Origin of the sequence: Syntrophus sp. (in: bacteria), from assembly GCF_040768185.1 — a bacterium.
GTDB lineage: Bacteria > Desulfobacterota > Syntrophia > Syntrophales > Syntrophaceae > Syntrophus > Syntrophus buswellii.
Genome location: NZ_JAXGNC010000013.1, coordinates 1 through 17,711 on the forward strand (window position 1 = coordinate 1; position 17,711 = coordinate 17,711).

Here is a 17,711-nt window from a genome sequence, read left to right on the forward strand (position 1 = left end):
CATCCGGTTCGGATGGTCCCGGCGGCATCAGCTCCAGAATCGCGAGGTCCGGTTTCTCATCCCGGGTAAGCGGCAATGCCTTCGTAACATCCCATATCCCAGCCGCACGCGTCTTCCTAAGCCAGCAGCTTCCCAGCCTTCGGACCCGGGGTGACTCCGTAAATCTCTTCGATTTTCAAAATGGCGATCCCTTTGGACTTCAAGGGAAACCCGGCGGCATTGCCAAGCTCCTCGATCCATCTGGCCGTTTCCTCATACCGGCTACCGCTTGTTTCCAGGACGACGGACCCTTTTAACTGGTATCCTTCATGGCCTTCCCAGAAGGTCACGGCCACGTTCGGGTTTGCCTTCATGTTTTTGAGAGTTTTGTTAAAAAACTGATCCGAAATCAAAATCGTTTCATCGTCAAGAATCTTTTTGGCTCCCACCGGCACGGCATTCGGCTTTCCGTCGCTGTCCGCTGTCGCCAGCACAACCGTGGGGATTTTCTCAAACAATTCCTTCATTCTGTCCGTCATTCTTGCCATAGGGTCTCCTCCTTGAAATTTGATTCCGGCTTACTTTAAAATCAAGCCGCCTTTAATTCAATCACAAATCCCGGGTTTGCAAACGTTCAGAGGACCGACGGTATGATGTTCATTGGAAAAGGCAGGTTGAAAAAGGTCGCCTTGCGGGTTAGGTATCGGGAAAAGAAAGGAATCTTCCAATAAAGACTCTTATCAAGCCCTCTTGAAGAACAGGGACACGGTCGTTCCCTTACCGAGAATGCTGGCAATTTCCATCTTTCCCCCGTGAGACGCCATGAGATGCTTGACAATGGAGAGCCCGAGACCCGTTCCACCCAGCTCCCGCGAGCGTGCCTTGTCCACGCGGTAGAACCTCTCCCCGAGACGGGGAATGTCCTGAGAAGGGATGCCGATTCCGGTATCTTCAACCTCCAGAACCACCCAGTCCTTCGCCCCGTCTTCACGGCAGGAAAGAGTGATTCTTCCCTCTTCCGGCGTGAATTTCACCGCGTTGTGAAGGACATTCATCAGCACCTGCACCGCCCGGTCCCGATCGGCGAGGATCCCGGGGACTGCCCCGGAGATGATCGTATCCAGGGCGATCTTTTTCTCTGCCGCCGAGGATTCCACCATGGGGAGCACCGTCCGTATCAGGGCATCCACGGAAAGAGGTTCAAGCTTCAGATTGGTTTCATTGAGCTCAATGCTGGAAAGCGTCAGGAGATCGTCCACAAGACGGCTCAGGCGCTCTGCGTTGCCGGCAATGGTCCGGAGAAATTTTCTCGCCGTTTCCCTGTCGTCCAATGCCCCCGCCAGGAGTGTCTGGAGAAATCCGATAATGGCCGTAAGCGGCGTCCGGATTTCGTGGGTGACATTGGCCACAAAGTCCGTACGCATCTGTTCCAGTTTTTTCAGCCGTGTCACATCGTGAAAGACCAGCAGCGTTTTCTCCTCGCCGGCGGGAAGGCCCTGAATGTCTGAAATATTGACATCCACGATGTTCGGCTGCTTTCCGCTGAGTCGGATTTCCTCAAGAACGGGTTTCCGCTCCCGCCGGAATCGCTCAAGAGCCCTCTGGAGATCGGCGCTCATAAAGGCTTCCAGAATGGATCTCCCATGAATTTCGGAACTCCGGCGGTCCAGAATGGATTCAATTCCGCGGTTGGAGGATTCGATGCGGCCCTGAGAATCGAGCACAACAACTCCTTCCACCATGCTCGCCAGGGCGGCCTCCAGTTTTCCCTTTTCCTGATGGGCCAGCAGGATTTTTTCCCGGTATTCCTCGACCAGATAATTGATCGCCTCCGCCAGCTGCCCCAACTCATCGGAGGCTTTCACCAGGAGAGTTCCGGAAAGATCCCCCCGGCGAATGGCCTGGGTGTAATCCCGTATTTCCCGGATCGGCTGGAAGATCTTCCGGGTAAACACAAGGGCCAGCAGGAGGGTGGGCAGCAGGGCGAAACCGATTGTCCGGTAGAGGAACCCATACATGCGCTGCACGGAATCTTCCACTTCTCTCAGGGATCGGGACATTCGGACGTATCCCTTGATTCCCTTGTCGTTCCGGACAGCCAGAGCCACATACATTTCATCGTCCCGCAGCGTGGAGCTGCGCCGGACCGATTTGCCGGATCCCCTCAGCCGGGCTTCCTCAACTTCGGGGCGGTTCAAATGAATCTCCATTTGAGAGACATCCCCCCGGGAATCCGCCAGGACGCCTCCACCGGCGTCAATGATCGTCACCCTGGCTCCGGCTTCCTGTGCCAGAAGACGAATGTTGCTCCTGATCTCGTCAAAAGGATGCAGTGATACGAGACGTGCCGTATGAAGAAGGCCTTCCTCGATCTGCTTCGTCTCAATGAGACGTATCTGCCGGGAGAAAAGCACGGCGACAATGGCGGCCACCAGGAGGATCACCGCACAGTAGCTGATCAGGATCCGGATAAAAAGCCGCTTCTTCACGCCATCCGCCCTTTCGGTTCCAAAGAATCATTGTGCCGGACGCTTTTTCCTGTCACCAGATAGATGACCATGTCCGCAATCCCCTCGGCATGATCCGAAATCCGCTCCAGGTTCTTGGCGATCTGCATGATGAGTAGAGCGGTCCGGATCGTTCTGGGGTCCTGTATCATGAATGTCAGGAGTTCACGGAACACCTGCTCATTCAAATTGTCGACGGTTTCATCCTCCCTGCGGACCTGATCCGCCAGATCCACGTCCTCCCGAATCAGGGAGTCCAGGCTCTGACGGATCATTTTCTGGGTGATTTCCGCCATTCGGGGAATGTCGACATAGGGCTTCAACTGAGGCTCTTCATTAAGAAGAAGGACCTTCTCGGCAATGTTGACCGCCATGTCTCCGATCCGTTCCAGATGTCCGTTGATTTTGATGGCCGTGGCGATGAAGCGCAGGTCCCGCGCTGCCGGCTGCCGCAGGGCCAGAATCCGGATGCACCGGTCTTCATTCTCCGAATCGAGCTGATCAATGGCGGCGTCGTCTGCAATGACCCTTCTGGCCAGTTCCGAATTTCTCTCCACGAGCGCCTGCAGAGCGTTCTTTATGGCGTTCTCGGCCAGCCCCCCCAGATAAAGCAATCCATCCTTCAGTTCCTGAAGCTCCTTTTCGTAGTGGGTGCTTGTATGCCGCCTGTCTCCCATGATGTATACCTCGTGATATTAAAAAGATGTCCTTTCTTGGTGTCCTTATCCAAACCGGCCCGTGATGTAGTCTTCCGTCTGCTTCTCTTCCGGGTTCGTGAAGATCTTTTCCGTGGAATTGAATTCAATCAGCCTTCCCAGATAAAAAAATCCCGTTTTCCCTGATACCCGGGCAGCCTGCTGCATGTTATGGGTTACGATGATGATCGTGTAGTTTTCTTTGAGTTCATCGATGAGTTCTTCGATCTTCGCTGTGGATATGGGATCCAGAGCGGACGTCGGCTCGTCCATGAGAACTACGTCTGGTTTCATGGCCAGAGCCCTTGCAATGCACAGGCGCTGCTGCTGACCACCGGAGAGGGTCATCGCCGAGCGGTTCAGGATGTCCTTGACCTCTTCCCACAGGACCGCCTGCCTGAGGCTCGCCTCCACCAGATCTTCGAGATCCCTTTTTTTCCTAACACCATGAAGTTTGGGTCCATAGGTGATGTTGTCAAAGATGCTTTTCGGGAACGGATTCGGCTTTTGAAAGACCATGCCGATCCGACGACGAACCTCCACCGGGTCTACATCGGCGGCGTAGATATTCCTGTCTTCAAAGATTACCTGACCCACCAGGCGAGCGCCATCGATAAGATCATTCATTCGGTTGAGCAGCCTGAGCAGCGTGGATTTTCCGCAACCTGAAGGACCGATGAGGGCCGTGACCTCATTTTTTTCAAAATTCATGGTAATGTCCGTCAGGGCTTGAAACGTACCGTAATAGAAATCGACATCCACGACATCAATAATAGAGTTATTTTTCAAATTTACCACCTCTTCCTTTTTCGCATCCGGCTGCGGATCACAATGGCAATCAGGTCGATTCCCAAAACCAGGGCAACCAGCACGAGAACGGTTCCAAACTGGAGGGGACGGGTTTCTTCAATCCGTGTGCCTGCCGTGGCCAGAACATAGATGTGATAGGGCAAGGCCATGACTTCGTCGAAAATCGACGAGGGGAGCTTCGCCGTAAAAAAAGCTGCTGCCGTGAACATGATCGGCGCCGTTTCTCCGGCGGCACGCCCGATGCCCAGAATGGAGCCGGTCAGAATGCCCGGCATGGCGTTGGGCAGAACGATACGGGAAATGGTGCGCCACTTTGAAACGCCCAATGCCAGGGATGCCTCGCGGAAGGTCTGGGGAACGGCCTTCATGGCTTCCTCGGAGGCCCCAATGATTGTGGGAAGAATCAGAAAACCCAGCGTCAGCGCCCCGGACAGGATACATGAGCCGAACTGCAGGAAGACGACAAAGAAACCAAGGCCGAACAGCCCGAACACGACGGAAGGGATGCCGGCAAGACAGTTGACCCCAAGTCGGATGGCCCGGATGAGCTTTCCCTGGCGGGCGTATTCCGTAAGGTAGACCGCCGAGGCGATTCCGAGGGGCAGGGCTACGAGAATAGCTCCCATCGTCAGGTAAAGCGTTCCGAGAATTGCAGGAAAAACGCCCCCCCTGGTCATGGAATCGCGCGGCGGGCTGCTCAGGAATTCCCAGTTGACGGCCTGAAAGCCGTTTTCAAAAATGTAAAAGAGGATGCCGCCAAGGGAAACCACAATGGCAAGGACACACAGTGTTGCTGTGCCCAGGAAGAGATTCTGCTTAAGATACCGCCATTTCAAGTTCATAGAGGAATGTCCGATAACATGATTAAAGCGTCGCCGATCCCACCTGTTTGAAGCGGTTCGAGACGTAGTCCGCTATCAAATTGAAAAAAAGGGTAAGGAAAAACAGCACGATTCCCGTGGCAAAAAGGGCATGATAATGTCCGCTTCGAAATGGTGCCTCTCCCATCTCGGCGGCAATGCTCGCCGGCATGGGTCGTACCGGATCGAAGAGGCCTTCAGGCATGGCCGCCGCTCCGCCGGCCACCATCAAAACGACCATGGTTTCCCCAATGGCCCTTGCCATTCCCAGAATGACCGCCGCCGAAATGCCGGACAGGGCGGTGGGGACGATCACTCTGGTAATCGTTTCATAGCGTGTCGCCCCCAGGGCGTAGGAGGCTTCCTTGAACTCCTTGCCAACGGCATAGAGGGCGTCTTCTGAAATGCTTGAAATCGTGGGAATCGCCATGATGGCCAGCATGAATGAGGCGTTGACAATGTTCAGGCCCGTGGGGAGATCGAAGGTCTCCTGCATCCAGGGCGCCAGAACAACCATCCCGAAAAAACCGAGTACGACGGAGGGCAATCCGGCCAGGAGCTCAATGGCGGACTTAAGGAAGTCCCGGATGGCCACCGGGGCTATTTCCGCGATGAAGATCGCGGAAAGAACCCCAAGAGGCACGGCAATTAATGAGGAAAGGACCGTCACCACCAGCGAGCCGACGATCAGCGGCAAGATTCCAAATTCGGGAGGATCATAGGTGGGGTACCATTCTTTTCCGAAGAGGAAATTATAAACGGACACTTCCTGAAAAATAGGCACCCCTTCACTGAAAAGAAAAACCACAATCAGCCCGAGAATCAGGATGGATACGGTGGCAATTCCGAGAAAGAACAGCTTGATGAGTTTCTCTTTTCCCTGCCTTGTCATGATATCTCAACCTCTCCTACTTCTTCCCTTTCTTTGCACCCTTTTTATCAGAGGCCTGGACGGGTACAAACCCCTCCTTTTCCACCAGCTTCTGACCGGCAGGGCTCAGGACGAAACGGATGAAGCCGGCCGCCTCGCCTTTGGGCTGACCGTCTGTATACATGTAGAGCGGCCGGGCAATGGGATAGGTCTTTGCCAGAACGGTCTGCACGGAGGCTTGAATCCCATTGACGCTCACTCCCTTGACGGAGCGGTTCAGATATCCCAGCCCGATGTACCCGATGGCGTAGCGGTTTTTGGAAACCGTCTGCACAACGGCCCCGCTGGATGCCTGAAGCTGGGCTTTCGGTGTGACCTTCGCACCGTTGAGCACGAGATGTCCCCAGGATTCGTAAGTGCCGGAACTGCTGTCACGGGAAACCACCACGATGGGGATATTGTCCCCGCCAACCTCTTTCCAGTTTGTAATTTTTCCCTGATAAATCTGGCTCAATTGATCCAGGGTCAGCCCGTTGACCTTGTTGCGGGGATTTACGATGGGCACGATGGCATCGATAGCCACGACGTGTTCCATCGGAGAAACGCCCTTTGCTTTGGCGCTGGCAGTCTCTTTTTCCTTGATCTCCCGGGATGAATTGGCGATGTCTGTTGAACGGTCGATCAGCGCCTTGATTCCCTCTCCCGATCCGCCGCCCGAAAGTGAAATGTTCACTCCCGGATGACTCTTCATATACGCTTCGAGGGCCACCTGTGCAACAGGAAGCACGGTCGTCGAGCCTTTGATCACAAGCGTCGTCGCTGCGGCAGCGGGAAGGCTCCATACTAGAAACATTAAACAACTCACTACCCATAAACCAGCTTTTTTCACTTTAAAATCCTCCTTTAACTTTCTTTTCTCCATCATGTTTGACCCTGTAACAGGGCTTCAAATGAAATCATTGGACTTTTACAGGAATATTGTTGCAGTTTGATGACAGATAGATGAAATGTTTGAAATATAAACCACTCGAGGGGATTTTTTACCCCGGCGGATTGAACGATCTTTATGCCGCATCAATAGGGACGATATCCGGCATTGGGTGAAACCGATCAAAGAACCGATTCTGGGACGTGGAATCATCAGGCCTCACAGAGATCGGAACATGAAAGGATTGTTGCAGTGAAATGAATTTTTAATGAAAAGCATGTCCTCACGAGAGTCAGCTCCGTCGAGTTTCGTTCTCTCGTCCGGACAGAAAAAGGTTCCTCCGACTAAAGCGTACTTCGTCTCATGGAGTGCCATAATTTTGAGTTTGAAGAATCCCATATCTCGGAAACCGTAGGCCATTCATTTTTGTGGTTTTGATTTTGTTATTAGTGCCCTCCAATGATGCCGATGAGATGCGATGATCGTGATAAGAGAGGATTCCGGATTGGAAGGCGGCGATCGTTTTGGAAAATTTCATCAACCTTCTGATAAAGAAGGTTTCCGCTCGTTTGATCCAATCGGCTAATACGATTTGAGCTTTGCCTTTGTACGGTTGGAACCAGATTTGCCTGAGATCCTCTTTGAGGTAATAGGCACATGAAAGAGGCCGGTTTAACAGGAGCAGCCTTTGTATGTTAAAACAAGTGGGGCAAAGGTCCATTCCGACCGAGGCGGGACATAACAGGCACGCAATCTGTTTACCTTCTGAAGAATCGGAACAGGGGATTCTTCTTCAGCGTTCACCAGGGTATTCCGACGGGTCGGCAAACTTGTAGCCGATGCCTCTGACGGTTAAAATGTACTGCGGCTTTTCCGTGTTTTTTTCAATGGCCGCCCGGAGTCGGCTGATGTGGACGTCGACCGTGCGGGGTTCAACAAACGCTTCGTCTCCCCAGATGAAATCAAGCAACTGCTCCCTGCTGAACACCCTGCCGGGTTGGCGGATGAAAAATTGAAGCAGTTTGACCTCCTTCGGCCCTAGATCAACCTTTTTCCCGTCCACAGTGACCTGATAGTTCCTGTAATTGAAAGCGAGTCCCTGGAACGTGAAGATTTCCCCGGCAGCGGGACCGGGGTCCATCCGTTGATCGGAACGGCGCAGCACGGCCCTCACCCGGGCGATTAATTCCCGCATGTTGAAGGGTTTGGTGATGTAGTCATCTGCCCCCATTTCCAGTCCCAGAATTTTGTCGACAGGCTCCCCTTTCGCCGTCACCATGATGATGGGCAAGGCTTCGGTATGTTCCCGCTGACGCAGAATCCTGCAGACGTCCAATCCTGACAGTCCCGGCAGCATGAGATCCAGGATCAGGAGATCCGGCTTCCGCCTCTGAATCATCTCCAGGGCCTGCTCTCCATCGAAGGCCCTCAGCACGGCCATCCCTTCTCTTTCAAGGTTGAAGGCCACCAGTTCAACAATGTCCTTCTCGTCGTCCACGACGAGAATTCGCTTTTTCCCCATCGTCATTTTTCTCTTTTCCAAGGGTCATCATTTGCCAGAACGTATCGCCGGGGCATTTAACCCTTAATCAACAAAAACTTCAAATGAAAGATGAACACGTTTCTACGGAAATTCTCAGGACACGGTCCAGGTCATCCTCGTGGCACAAAATTCAAAAAAGGTGTATAACTCGACATCCGCTTGCCTATGCCTCTGCAGAGCGCCGGCCTTGCATCACACCTTCTCCGGCGATAAGGGCCGTCAATGCCTTTGTCGGTCCAAGCGGATTGAAAGGGACACAAAAATGAATGTGCGAAAAAGATTTTCAACCGCCCCGATCAAAGATACTCTGGCCAGGCCGTGGATCCGGAAAGCCGTCTTCCTCCTGATCGGTCTGTTTGTGGTGTTTGCTTCGGCGCTGTTTTTTGGCGGTCCGCCACTGCTGAAATCCTATCTGACATCAAGCCTCTCCAAAAAGCTGGGTAGAACGATCAGCATAGGGGCTGTCAACATGAATCCGCTGACGCTCTCCCTTTCTCTCAAAGATTTTACCCTGTCGGAGGGCGACGGAAAAACGCCCTTTGTCACCTTCAAGGAGGCCTATGCAAATGCCCAACTGGCCTCTCTCGTATTCGGCGGTCCGGTGCTGGCTGAAGTCCGATTGACGGAACCCCGAATAAATCTGGTGCGCAGAGCGGACAACACCTACAATTTTCAGGACCTGATCACACGCCTGAAGCCGGCGCCTGGCGGGCCTAAAAAAAAGACATCAAAGCCTCTGCGTTTTTCATTCAACAACATCCGTATTCTTTCCGGCCGGATCGATTTCGATGACCGGCCTGCAACGCGAAAACACACCATCCAGGATTTGAATGTCGCGATCCCCTTTTTATCCAATCTTCCCTATCGCGTGGATGACTATGTCCTTCCGGAGCTTTCAGCCCTGATCAACGGAGCCCCCTTCCGCCTTGACGGCAGGAGCAAACCTTTCGAGGCCGACCAAGAAAGTTCCCTGAACCTCAAAGTCAGCAAACTCGCCTTGACGGAATACCTGGCCTACGTGCCGAAGAAGCTTTATTTCTCCCTGCCCGCCGGAACGCTTGACGCCGATCTCAAGATTTCCTTTGTCCAGCCCCGGGACAGGGCCCCGTCGCTGCAGCTTTCCGGAAGCGCAGCCCTGCATGATCTTGCAATGAATGAGGCAAGGGAGATGCCGGTCGTACGGCTCAAGAGCCTTGACGTGGCCCTGAACTGCATCGAACCTCTTTCTCAGCGCTTCACCGTTGACCGTGTGGCCCTTGAAGGCCTGGAGCTCTTTGTGCGTCGGGACCGCCGCGGCCGCCTCAATCTGACGTCTCTTGTGGAGCCGGGCGAGGAGAAAAAACCGCTGCCCTATTTCCTTTTGAAGGAGGGCAGCGTGGGTCCATCGGTCGTCCATGTGCTGGATGACTCGCGGACCCAACCCGTTGAAGTCACCCTGAAGGATGTCCGCCTCCTCGTCCGCCATCTCACCAGCGAAAAGGGCAAGGCGGGTCAGGTCGAACTCAGCGCATCGGGCCCGGGGAGCGCTTCTGTTCAAGCGGCTGCGGATGTTACCCTGGAACCCTTTGCGGTTGGAGGTCTCAACGCCCGGCTTGAAGCTCTCCGTCTTCCCCTGCAGAATGGCAAGCCTGAGATCGTCTCCATCGGGAGCCTGGCCGTTACCGGGGCTTCCTTTGAAATGGAGCGCCGTAACCTGCTCGTCAGCGAAATCTCTCTCCGCAGAAGCCGCCTGTTTGTCCACCGAAACGGGAAGGGCGAACTCAACCTCCGTGAAATGGCGGGAAGCAGCCGAACGGCTTCGACGTCCACACCGGCGGGCCCCGCCTGGCAATATGCGCTCCAAAAGGTCGCCCTGGATGACATCGGCGTACGCTGGCGCGATGAAATTCCTTCTTCCGGGACTGCTGACATCGGACTTCAACATCTTTCCGCCACGGTTGAAAACCTGTCATCCCGACCGGATTCCTCGGCCGACATATCCCTCAACGCGCAGACCGGGCGAAGCGGCACGGTGAGACTTGCCGGCAGCGTTGTGACAACCCCCCGGATCTCTGCAAAACTCCGGGTCAAGGCAAGCAGCCTCCCGATCCTCCCCGTGCAGCCCTATTTCGCCGACAAGGTTCAGATCCGAGTCACCGGCGGCACAGTAAGTGCGGAAGGCGCACTGACGGCCCTGCTGGAGAACGCTCCGAAATTTTCTTATCGCGGCGATGCTTCAGTAAACAGATTCTCTTCGGTGGACAACGTCCACCACAACGATTTCCTGAAATGGGAAACCCTGCATGTCGACGGTATCCGGTTTGACTCGGCCCCTTTGAATGTGGACATCCAGGAAATTTCTCTGAAGAATTTCTACTCGCGCCTGATCATTCATCCGGACGGGTCAGTCAACGTGCAGCACATTCTTGATAAAGGAGATGGATCTATGGAAGCTCCGGCCGAAGCGGACGAAGCGGCCTCATCGTGGGGAGACATCGGGAAGCCCCCCGGGAAGGTTCGGGCGCAATCGTCAGCACCGTCAGGGGCTCCGGACCGGCAACCGCCGGCGCCGGTCAGAATTTCCCGCGTGTCGCTGGAAGGCGGCCAGGTGCGCTTCTCCGACCGCTTCATCAAGCCGAACTATTCCGCAAATCTTACCAGACTCGGCGGGCGGATCGTCGGTTTGTCTTCGAACCTTGCGGAAACCGCTGCCGTGGACATCCACGGCACCGTGGACGGCGCGGCTCCCGTGATCATACAGGGAAGGATCAACCCGCTCTCCGAAAATCTTTTCCTGGATCTGACCGCTGTGGCCAAGGGCGTTGATCTTCCAACGGCAACGCCCTATTCTTCGACCTATGCCGGCTATCCAATTATAAAGGGAAAGCTGTCCATGGATGTGCACTATGTCATCAAGAACCGCAAATTGGTTGCTGATAACCGCCTTGTTCTCGATCAGCTCACCTTTGGAGACAAGGTGGAAAGTCCGAAGGCAACCAATCTTCCCGTGCTTCTGGCTGTTGCGCTCCTCAAGGATCGCCACGGCGTCATCGACGTCAACCTGCCCGTCTCCGGTTCGCTGGATGATCCGAAATTTTCGGTGGGCGCCATTATTTTGAAAGTGATTGTCAACCTCATTTCAAAAGCCGTGACGGCGCCCTTTGCACTTCTGGGAAGCCTGGTCGGCGCCGGAGCGGAACTTTCTTACATCGAGTTTGCTCCCGGCCGTTCAGATCTGGATCAAAACGCCCTCGATAAGATTTCGTCATTGTCCAGGGCATTGGAAGACCGTCCCGCACTTCATCTCGACGTAGCGGGACGGATCGACCCCGTCTCGGACCGGCAGGGGCTTCAGCGCAGAATGCTCGAGCACAAAGTGAAGCGTATAAAGTTGATGAGCCTTTCAAAGAAGATGGACGATACCACAAACCTTGACGAACTATCGGTCGACCGAAATGAATATCCCATGCTCCTGAAACGGGTCTATCGAAAGGAAACATTCCCCAAACCGCGAAACCTCATCGGTTTTCCAAAGGATCTCCCGGTGCCGGAAATGGAAAATCTTATTCTGAGCCACACGAAGGTAACGGACGATGACCTGCGTCAGTTGGGATTGAGGCGGGCACGGGTTGTTGCCGACGCCATTCTCAAGACCGGCAAGGTGACCTCTGATCGGGTGTTTGTTCTGGAGCCGAACCTCAAGAGCAAGGCCGGCGAAAGTGATCCAGCGGAAAAAGCAAAGATGAGCCGCGTCGATTTTTCCCTGAAATGAAACGGAACAGCGGCTTAAATCAGAAAATGGATACGGGGGCGTTTTCTTGCAGAACGGCTGGCGGAATCCGGCCCGCTTCCCCCTATTGTTCTGATGGCCATAAAAACCAGCAGAACCGATTCCACAGAAACATGGTCCTGGATGACAGTCCTTTCTTCGTCAAAGGGATCTTCAGATATCCCTATTTATTGAAGAACCTGTTCCCGAAAGCATAGAGGGCGGCCTCTTCAACAGAAAGATTGCTTCCAGTCTCAACATAGGGATTTAAATAAACCGTCAGATTGCTCAGAATGGAATCCGTCATCCCAAAGACTCTTGTTCTCCGTCTTCGCGGATACTTTTTCCTGCCGTTCAAATTTGCCTGATTCATTGTTTCCTCCCCCTTCAGCACACTTCCGATGCGAAAAAAATCGTTTCGTTTATGCAACTCATCACATAACGAAGAAGAAATGCAATACGGATTAACTACGGGACAATTACCAGACAAATCCTGGGAGTTTAAAAGTTGATGGACGGGAATCGCGAAAACCCCTTCCTGGTTGTTTTTCCAGGAGGCTCACAAGTGATCAAGAAGAAAACCAATGTCCTTTTCAGTATGTTCGGCGGTGACCTGAAAACGGATCTCCTCCTCACCCTTTGGCACCACGGGGTAACCGATCCCCGTTGCAAGAATCTGGTTGATAAAGAGGTTTTTGACCAGTTTTCTCGTTCTGTCACTGTCACCGATCAGCAGAGGAACAATGGGATGTTCGCTGCCGATCGTTTCGAAACCCCGTTCAAAAAGGCCCTTGCGAAGGATCGCCGCGTGCCTGCGGACCCTTTCCAGCAGCCCCATCCCCTCGTCGCTGTCCAGGATATTGAGCGCCTCCAGTGCAGCGGCCGTTTCCGAAGGGGTCATGGGGTTCGAGTAGATATAAAATGGGGCGGTCTCCCTCAGGTAGTCGATCACGGTCTTATCGGCGGCCACATAGCCTCCGTTGACTCCCAGGGCCTTTCCCATGGTGGCGATGACGATGTCGGCCCTCGCCGCTGTTCTTTCCTCCGTACCCCGGCCGAGCGCACCCAAGGTACCGACACCATGGGAATCGTCCACTGCGATGATCAGGCCTTCTTCGAAAAGAGTCTGATACCGGTTGCAGACTTCGCGGATCTCATCAAGGGGAGCGAAATCCCCGCGCATGCTGAAGACGCCGTCCGTCACCACCAGGACCCTTTTCACCTCCCCCGTAAACTGCTCCAGAATCCCATCGAGCTCCCGGATGTCCAGGTGCCCATAGATTCTTCTAGCGTACGGCTTGGCAAGGCGAAGGGCGTTGATGATGCTGTTGTGATTGAGGGCGTCACTCACCACCAGGGTTTCGGAAGTGATCAGCTGCGGCAGAACCCCCATGACGGCGGCATAGGCAGCGCTGAAGATCATGGCAGCCTCCCGTCCGTGAAAGGCGGCAAGCCGCCTTTCCAGTTCAATGTGAGGTTGGTGGGTTCCGCTGATGAAGCGCACGGACCCTGGTCCTGCTCCGAACTGCCGCGCCGCCCTTTCTTCCGCATCAATCACCCGCGGATGAACATGGAGTCCAAGATACGAGTTTGAATTCATGCGCAGAAAAGCACGCCCTTCATAGCCATCAAGGAGATATCTCGGTCCGTATCCATTGGCGGGGGGTTGGCGGCCGGTGATGATCCGCTCATGCCTTTTCCGGATCCCGTTCCGGGCCGATTCTTCAAGCTTCGCTTCCAGGATGGGCTTCAGTTTATCGAGCGCCATGGCCGTTCTCTCCTCCTTTTCCCAGTTTCACGGCGAGTGTTTCCATCATATCCGACACGGTCGCGTCAAGATCGTAGCGGGGTTCCCAACTCCATTCGGTTCGTGCCGCACGGTCGTCCATGCGCCGGGGCCAGGAATCGGCAATAGCCTGGCGCAGCGGATCGATCTCGTAGGAGATTGAAAATCCGGGCAGGAACGAACGGATCTTCTCCACCAGTTCCGCCGGCGTGAAATTCATGGCGGATAGATTGTAGGCGTTGCGGTGGAAAAGTCTACCGCCGTCCGTTTCCATCAGAGTCACAGCCGCACGGAGGGCATCCGGCATGTACATCATGTCCAGGCGGGTGTCGGATGCAAGGTAGCAGCGGTAGCGCCCATCCGTCAGGGCGGCATGGAAGATCTCCACGGCATAGTCGGTTGTGCCGCCGCCGGGCCGTGTCCTTGAAGAGATAAGTCCCGGAAAGCGGAGCCCCCTCGTGTCCACACCGAAGCGCCGGAAGTAATAGTCGCAAAGAAGTTCGCCGGCCAGTTTGGTAATGCCGTAAAGGGTGCCCGGTCTCTGGATTGTCGTCTGTGGAGCGTTTTCCCTCGGCGTGCCTGGACCGAAGACGGCGATGGAGCTGGGAAAGAAGACGGCGCAGCCGCAGCGGCGTGCAGTCTCCAGCACATTCTTCAATCCGCCCATGTTGATTTCCCAGGCCAGATGGGGATTTTCCTCCGCCCGTGCAGACAGGATCGACGCCAGATGAAATATGGTGTCGATCCTGTAATCGGTTACGATGTGCTGAAGCTCAAGGGCATCCCGGACGTCCAGGATGCCGTAGGGGCCGCTCTTCCTGAGTTCGGATTCAGGTTCGCGGCGATGTCCGGCAGCGACAACGTTCTCTTGCCCGTAGGCCTTCCTGAGGGCTGGGGTCAATTCCGATCCGATCTGGCCGGTTGATCCGGTTACCAGGATTTTTTTCATTCCCGTCTCCCAAGGGATACCGCATCCGCCTCTCTAAACCGCCTGTCCACGCTAAGGGACGTCAGCATCCCGGCATCTTGGAACCTATAAGAACACCATAGACTTATGTCAACAATACACCGCCGGTCCAGGGGAATAAAGCCGCAATTTGTCCTGTTGCCAAATGCGTTCTTTATGTGATAGCAGAATCCGGAGAGAAAAGACCCGCTTTCCCCCGCATGAAATCCGGCCTTTCGACAAAGGCCGTCGATCCGGAAGAATGGAGCCGTGATGCGTTCGATCTCCCGCAAAGACAGCTATCCGAGCATTGTAGTTCAAATGACGGTTCCCTTCCACGACCTCGATCCAATGGGGGTGGTCTGGCATGGCAACTATCTTAAATATTTCGATGTGGCCCGATCGGCCCTGTTCAAAAGCCTCGGGGTTGACCTTTATGGAGTCCGTGGCGACAGCCCGTTCATATATCCCATCATCCGGACTTCGATCAAATACGTCCATCCCCTTCGCCACGGGGATGACTTCACCTGCAGGGCCACGGTCGTCGAAGCCCGCTTCAAGGTGGTTTTGGATTTTGAAATCCGGCTGGCGGATACCGGGCGGATCTGCACTCGGGGCCACGGTGAGCAGGTGGCTGTAAAATTGCCGGACATGGAACTGATGATGAGTATTCCAAAGGATATTCAGTTGGCGCTGGGCTTCGGAAGATGACCGGGGCGTGCCCCCTCGGAACGGCTCCGGTCATGTCGCCCGGTTTCGGTCCGTTGCCGCTTTTCTTCAAAGGTCCGTACGACAGGCCCCTTTGATCGCCCTGAACATCCGAACTCTCCGGGAGGAGAGCAAAACCGCATCGGGTTCCCGGAAGGCGGCCCGCCGGTTGCGCACCGGAGGACCGCCTTGGTACCATCAGGCTACTTCGCTGAAGTCTTCCTTGCCGGCTCCGCAGATCGGACAGGTCCAGTCGTCGGGAAGCTTGTCAAAGGGCGTCCCGGCGGGGATATTGTTCTCCGGATCACCCGCTTCCGGGTCATAGATGTAGCCGCAAATTCCACACTCATACTTTTTCATTGAACTCTCCTTTTCTGTTGTTTTCGAGGCGTTTTCTGCCGCCGCTTCCTTATAGGTCGGGGCGGTTTTGGGGGCTTTTCCGTTTTTTACCTCCTGATAATAGGCATAGGTCAGCGGCGTACCCTTTTTCAGGACGGCCGCCGCCGCAAGCTCCACGATGAAGACCGTATGCGTCCCGCCGTCGGCGGAAGCAACCACCTTTCCTTCCATATACGACAGTGCATGGTCGGTGACACAGGGGCATCCCGTTGCACCCTGAACGTAGGCGCACTGGGACAGCTTGTCGATCTCGCGCCCTGATTTAAAGCCGAAGAGCCCGATGAAGGGAAGCGGGGTTTCCTGCCCCAGGGTCGACACCGCCAGAACACCGCTTTTCAGGATGTATTCATGGGTGAGATTTTCCTTGTTGATGCTCACGGCAATTTTTGCCGGCGTACTGCTGACCTGGAAAACCGTATTGGCAATCTGCCCGTTCATTCTGCCGTCCGCAATCGAGGTAATGACATAAAGCCCATAGCTGATGTCGTACAAAGCCTTTCGATCCATCGTTGTCTCCATGATCCAGGTAACCTCCTTGAAGTCGCTGCGCCTCCGCCATACCCATGGCGCGGTATTCTAACGTCATTTCGCCGCGGGGACATACCCGGCCGTTATGGCCTGCGTGAAATCTGTCTCCTAATCTAACGGACTTTCTTGAAATTTTCAAACAAGAGGTTTCTTCCCAATATCGCCTTCCGATCGATGAAATCCCATCGCGGGACCAGCGCGGTCCAGCAGGTTTTGGTTCGAATTTTTCGGTCACCGAGTTTAAAGAACCTCAAGCCCCTTTGTCCGCTTTTTATTTAGTATTTATTCTTAATAGGATGTTGTTCTTCGCAAGTCAAGGTTCTGCTTCATAAAAGGCAGGGCGGTCCCTGTCCCGGGGCAGAAATCGTCTTGACACCCATGCCCCCTTCTCTTATATTCAAGGTCTCAATGTAAGGGAAAAAGGACGTTCTGATGACTCCAGACAGGATCACCATCAAAAATGACTTCCGCTCCTGATCCCCGCTGCTGTCCCCTTCCCCGACTTCCATCTGTCGCTGCCGCTGTCACCACTGTCCTGATCCTCTATTCGGAGCCAGGAATACGTTGCAACCATTTCTCCCCTTGCCGCCCGCAAACGCCGAGGCTTCTGGAAAGGAGGTGATCAATACCCCGTAACGATTGTACCTGATCGGAGCCCCATGTCGTCAACATGGAAGTTTTCCCTCAACCATTTCTTTCACCAAAAATTCGTAGAAAGGAGTAGCTGCCATGAAAAAGAACCGTACGCTGATTTTCGGTCTGCTCATTCTGATGCTGCTGGCCACCCTTGTGTCCTGCGCACCGGCTCGCATCCATTCCGGTTCCAGCACGAATGAAATTGATCTAAACGTCAATGCCACCCTGGACCGTTTTACCAGGGATGTCAAAGGCGCATCCGAGTTTCTCGCGTCGGCCAAGGGCGTCCTTATTGTACCCAATGTGATCCAGGGAGGGTTTTTCGTCGGAGGTCAGTATGGCGAAGGCGCCCTGAGAATTGGCGGGAATAGCGTGGATTACTACAGCCTCGCCGGCGGCTCCTTCGGCCTTCAGGTCGGAGCCCAGCAGAAGGACATCATTCTGGTCTTCATGGAAAAGGAAGCCCTGGATAAATTCCGCTCCAGCACAGGATGGCAGGCCGGCGTTGATGGAACGGTGGCGATGGCCAATATAGGCGCCGAGGGATCCGTAGACACGACAAAAATCAGAGATCCGATTGTCGGTTTCGTCTTCGGCCAGAAAGGTCTCATGGCGGGTGTATCGATTTCCGGTTCGAAATTCACGAAGCTGGCGCGATAATCCCCGACCCGGCAGGCATAAACAGAGTGCCGCCGCTGCCGGGGACCTGATCCCGATGGACGGACAGCGGAAATAAAAGAAGGGCTGAAGCCTTCATTGCCCTGCGT

General features: G+C 54.5%; 16 protein-coding genes. 3 read left to right on the forward strand and 13 right to left on the reverse strand.

Annotated features, from left to right (window positions below):
- Nucleotides 1-116: 116 nt before the first annotated feature.
- The 9 genes from AB3175_RS11655 to AB3175_RS11695 all read right to left on the reverse strand — a co-directional run bounded on the left by AB3175_RS11655 (nt 117) and on the right by AB3175_RS11695 (nt 8,172).
- Nucleotides 117-527: a pyridoxamine 5'-phosphate oxidase family protein gene (locus AB3175_RS11655; RefSeq protein ID WP_367361112.1), complete on the reverse strand. Its 411-nt coding sequence runs from the start codon at nt 525-527 to the stop codon at nt 117-119.
- A gap of 192 nt (nt 528-719) precedes the next feature.
- The gene (locus AB3175_RS11660; RefSeq protein WP_367361113.1) at nt 720-2,468 is read right to left on the reverse strand and encodes an ATP-binding protein; all 1,749 of its coding nucleotides are present in this window, start codon (nt 2,466-2,468) and stop codon (nt 720-722) included.
- A complete protein-coding gene (gene phoU / locus AB3175_RS11665) occupies nt 2,465-3,163 on the reverse strand; it encodes a phosphate signaling complex protein PhoU (protein WP_367361114.1) in 699 nt (232 codons plus the stop codon). The genes AB3175_RS11660 and phoU overlap by 4 nt, the downstream gene beginning before the upstream one ends.
- A gap of 45 nt (nt 3,164-3,208) precedes the next feature.
- Entirely contained in the window at nt 3,209-3,970 is a 762-nt protein-coding gene (pstB, locus tag AB3175_RS11670; protein ID WP_367361115.1) for a phosphate ABC transporter ATP-binding protein PstB, read from the reverse strand.
- A 2-nt stretch (nt 3,971-3,972) separates the two neighbouring features.
- Nucleotides 3,973-4,833: a phosphate ABC transporter permease PstA gene (gene pstA / locus AB3175_RS11675; RefSeq protein ID WP_367361116.1), complete on the reverse strand. Its 861-nt coding sequence runs from the start codon at nt 4,831-4,833 to the stop codon at nt 3,973-3,975.
- A 22-nt stretch (nt 4,834-4,855) separates the two neighbouring features.
- Complete coding sequence (gene pstC / locus AB3175_RS11680) at nt 4,856-5,743, reverse strand: phosphate ABC transporter permease subunit PstC (protein ID WP_367361117.1); 888 nt, start codon at nt 5,741-5,743, stop codon at nt 4,856-4,858.
- 16 nt (nt 5,744-5,759) lie between these two features.
- A complete protein-coding gene (locus AB3175_RS11685; protein WP_367361118.1) occupies nt 5,760-6,575 on the reverse strand; it encodes a phosphate ABC transporter substrate-binding protein in 816 nt (271 codons plus the stop codon).
- Nucleotides 6,576-7,011: 436 nt separating this feature from the next.
- Nucleotides 7,012-7,371 carry a transposase gene (locus tag AB3175_RS11690; RefSeq protein WP_367361119.1) on the reverse strand — a complete coding sequence of 120 codons (360 nt, stop codon included), beginning with the start codon at nt 7,369-7,371 and terminating at the stop codon, nt 7,012-7,014.
- 72 nt (nt 7,372-7,443) lie between these two features.
- Nucleotides 7,444-8,172: a response regulator gene (locus tag AB3175_RS11695; protein WP_367361120.1), complete on the reverse strand. Its 729-nt coding sequence runs from the start codon at nt 8,170-8,172 to the stop codon at nt 7,444-7,446.
- A 283-nt stretch (nt 8,173-8,455) separates the two neighbouring features.
- On the opposite strand from AB3175_RS11695, the gene AB3175_RS11700 reads away from it, so the two are divergent.
- A complete protein-coding gene (locus AB3175_RS11700) occupies nt 8,456-11,944 on the forward strand; it encodes a DUF748 domain-containing protein (protein WP_367361121.1) in 3,489 nt (1,162 codons plus the stop codon).
- 181 nt (nt 11,945-12,125) lie between these two features.
- On the opposite strand, the gene AB3175_RS11705 is transcribed toward AB3175_RS11700, so the two are convergent.
- The 3 genes from AB3175_RS11705 to AB3175_RS11715 all read right to left on the reverse strand — a co-directional run bounded on the left by AB3175_RS11705 (nt 12,126) and on the right by AB3175_RS11715 (nt 14,676).
- Entirely contained in the window at nt 12,126-12,248 is a 123-nt protein-coding gene (locus AB3175_RS11705; protein ID WP_367361122.1) for a hypothetical protein, read from the reverse strand.
- A 252-nt stretch (nt 12,249-12,500) separates the two neighbouring features.
- The gene (locus AB3175_RS11710) at nt 12,501-13,709 is read right to left on the reverse strand and encodes an aminotransferase class I/II-fold pyridoxal phosphate-dependent enzyme (protein WP_367361123.1); all 1,209 of its coding nucleotides are present in this window, start codon (nt 13,707-13,709) and stop codon (nt 12,501-12,503) included.
- Nucleotides 13,696-14,676 carry an NAD-dependent epimerase/dehydratase family protein gene (locus AB3175_RS11715; protein ID WP_367361124.1) on the reverse strand — a complete coding sequence of 327 codons (981 nt, stop codon included), beginning with the start codon at nt 14,674-14,676 and terminating at the stop codon, nt 13,696-13,698. Before AB3175_RS11715 ends, AB3175_RS11710 begins: the two co-directional genes overlap by 14 nt.
- Nucleotides 14,677-14,946: 270 nt before the next feature.
- On the opposite strand from AB3175_RS11715, the gene AB3175_RS11720 reads away from it, so the two are divergent.
- Entirely contained in the window at nt 14,947-15,384 is a 438-nt protein-coding gene (locus tag AB3175_RS11720; protein ID WP_367361192.1) for an acyl-CoA thioesterase, read from the forward strand.
- A gap of 195 nt (nt 15,385-15,579) precedes the next feature.
- Here AB3175_RS11720 and rd read toward each other — a convergent pair whose 3' ends face one another.
- Nucleotides 15,580-16,299 carry a rubredoxin gene (rd, locus tag AB3175_RS11725; RefSeq protein WP_367361125.1) on the reverse strand — a complete coding sequence of 240 codons (720 nt, stop codon included), beginning with the start codon at nt 16,297-16,299 and terminating at the stop codon, nt 15,580-15,582.
- Nucleotides 16,300-17,037: 738 nt separating this feature from the next.
- Here rd and AB3175_RS11730 point away from each other — a divergent pair.
- Nucleotides 17,038-17,604 (forward strand): YSC84-related protein, encoded by a 567-nt coding sequence (locus tag AB3175_RS11730; protein ID WP_367361126.1) that lies wholly within the window; start codon nt 17,038-17,040, stop codon nt 17,602-17,604.
- Nucleotides 17,605-17,711: the final 107 nt, after the last annotated feature.

Coding starts and splice junctions, on each gene's coding strand:
- AB3175_RS11655 (WP_367361112.1), bottom strand. CDS start 527: ATGGCAAGAATGACGGACAGAATGAAGGAATTGTTTGAGAAAATCCCC.
- phoU (WP_367361114.1), bottom strand. CDS start 3,163: ATGGGAGACAGGCGGCATACAAGCACCCACTACGAAAAGGAGCTTCAG.
- pstA (WP_367361116.1), bottom strand. CDS start 4,833: ATGAACTTGAAATGGCGGTATCTTAAGCAGAATCTCTTCCTGGGCACA.
- pstC (WP_367361117.1), bottom strand. CDS start 5,743: ATGACAAGGCAGGGAAAAGAGAAACTCATCAAGCTGTTCTTTCTCGGA.
- AB3175_RS11685 (WP_367361118.1), bottom strand. CDS start 6,575: ATGTTTCTAGTATGGAGCCTTCCCGCTGCCGCAGCGACGACGCTTGTG.
- AB3175_RS11690 (WP_367361119.1), bottom strand. CDS start 7,371: ATGGACCTTTGCCCCACTTGTTTTAACATACAAAGGCTGCTCCTGTTA.
- AB3175_RS11695 (WP_367361120.1), bottom strand. CDS start 8,172: ATGGGGAAAAAGCGAATTCTCGTCGTGGACGACGAGAAGGACATTGTT.
- AB3175_RS11700 (WP_367361121.1), top strand. CDS start 8,456: ATGAATGTGCGAAAAAGATTTTCAACCGCCCCGATCAAAGATACTCTG.
- AB3175_RS11705 (WP_367361122.1), bottom strand. CDS start 12,248: ATGACGGATTCCATTCTGAGCAATCTGACGGTTTATTTAAATCCCTAT.
- AB3175_RS11710 (WP_367361123.1), bottom strand. CDS start 13,709: ATGGCGCTCGATAAACTGAAGCCCATCCTGGAAGCGAAGCTTGAAGAA.
- AB3175_RS11715 (WP_367361124.1), bottom strand. CDS start 14,676: ATGAAAAAAATCCTGGTAACCGGATCAACCGGCCAGATCGGATCGGAA.
- AB3175_RS11720 (WP_367361192.1), top strand. CDS start 14,947: ATGCGTTCGATCTCCCGCAAAGACAGCTATCCGAGCATTGTAGTTCAA.
- rd (WP_367361125.1), bottom strand. CDS start 16,299: ATGGAGACAACGATGGATCGAAAGGCTTTGTACGACATCAGCTATGGG.
- AB3175_RS11730 (WP_367361126.1), top strand. CDS start 17,038: ATGAAAAAGAACCGTACGCTGATTTTCGGTCTGCTCATTCTGATGCTG.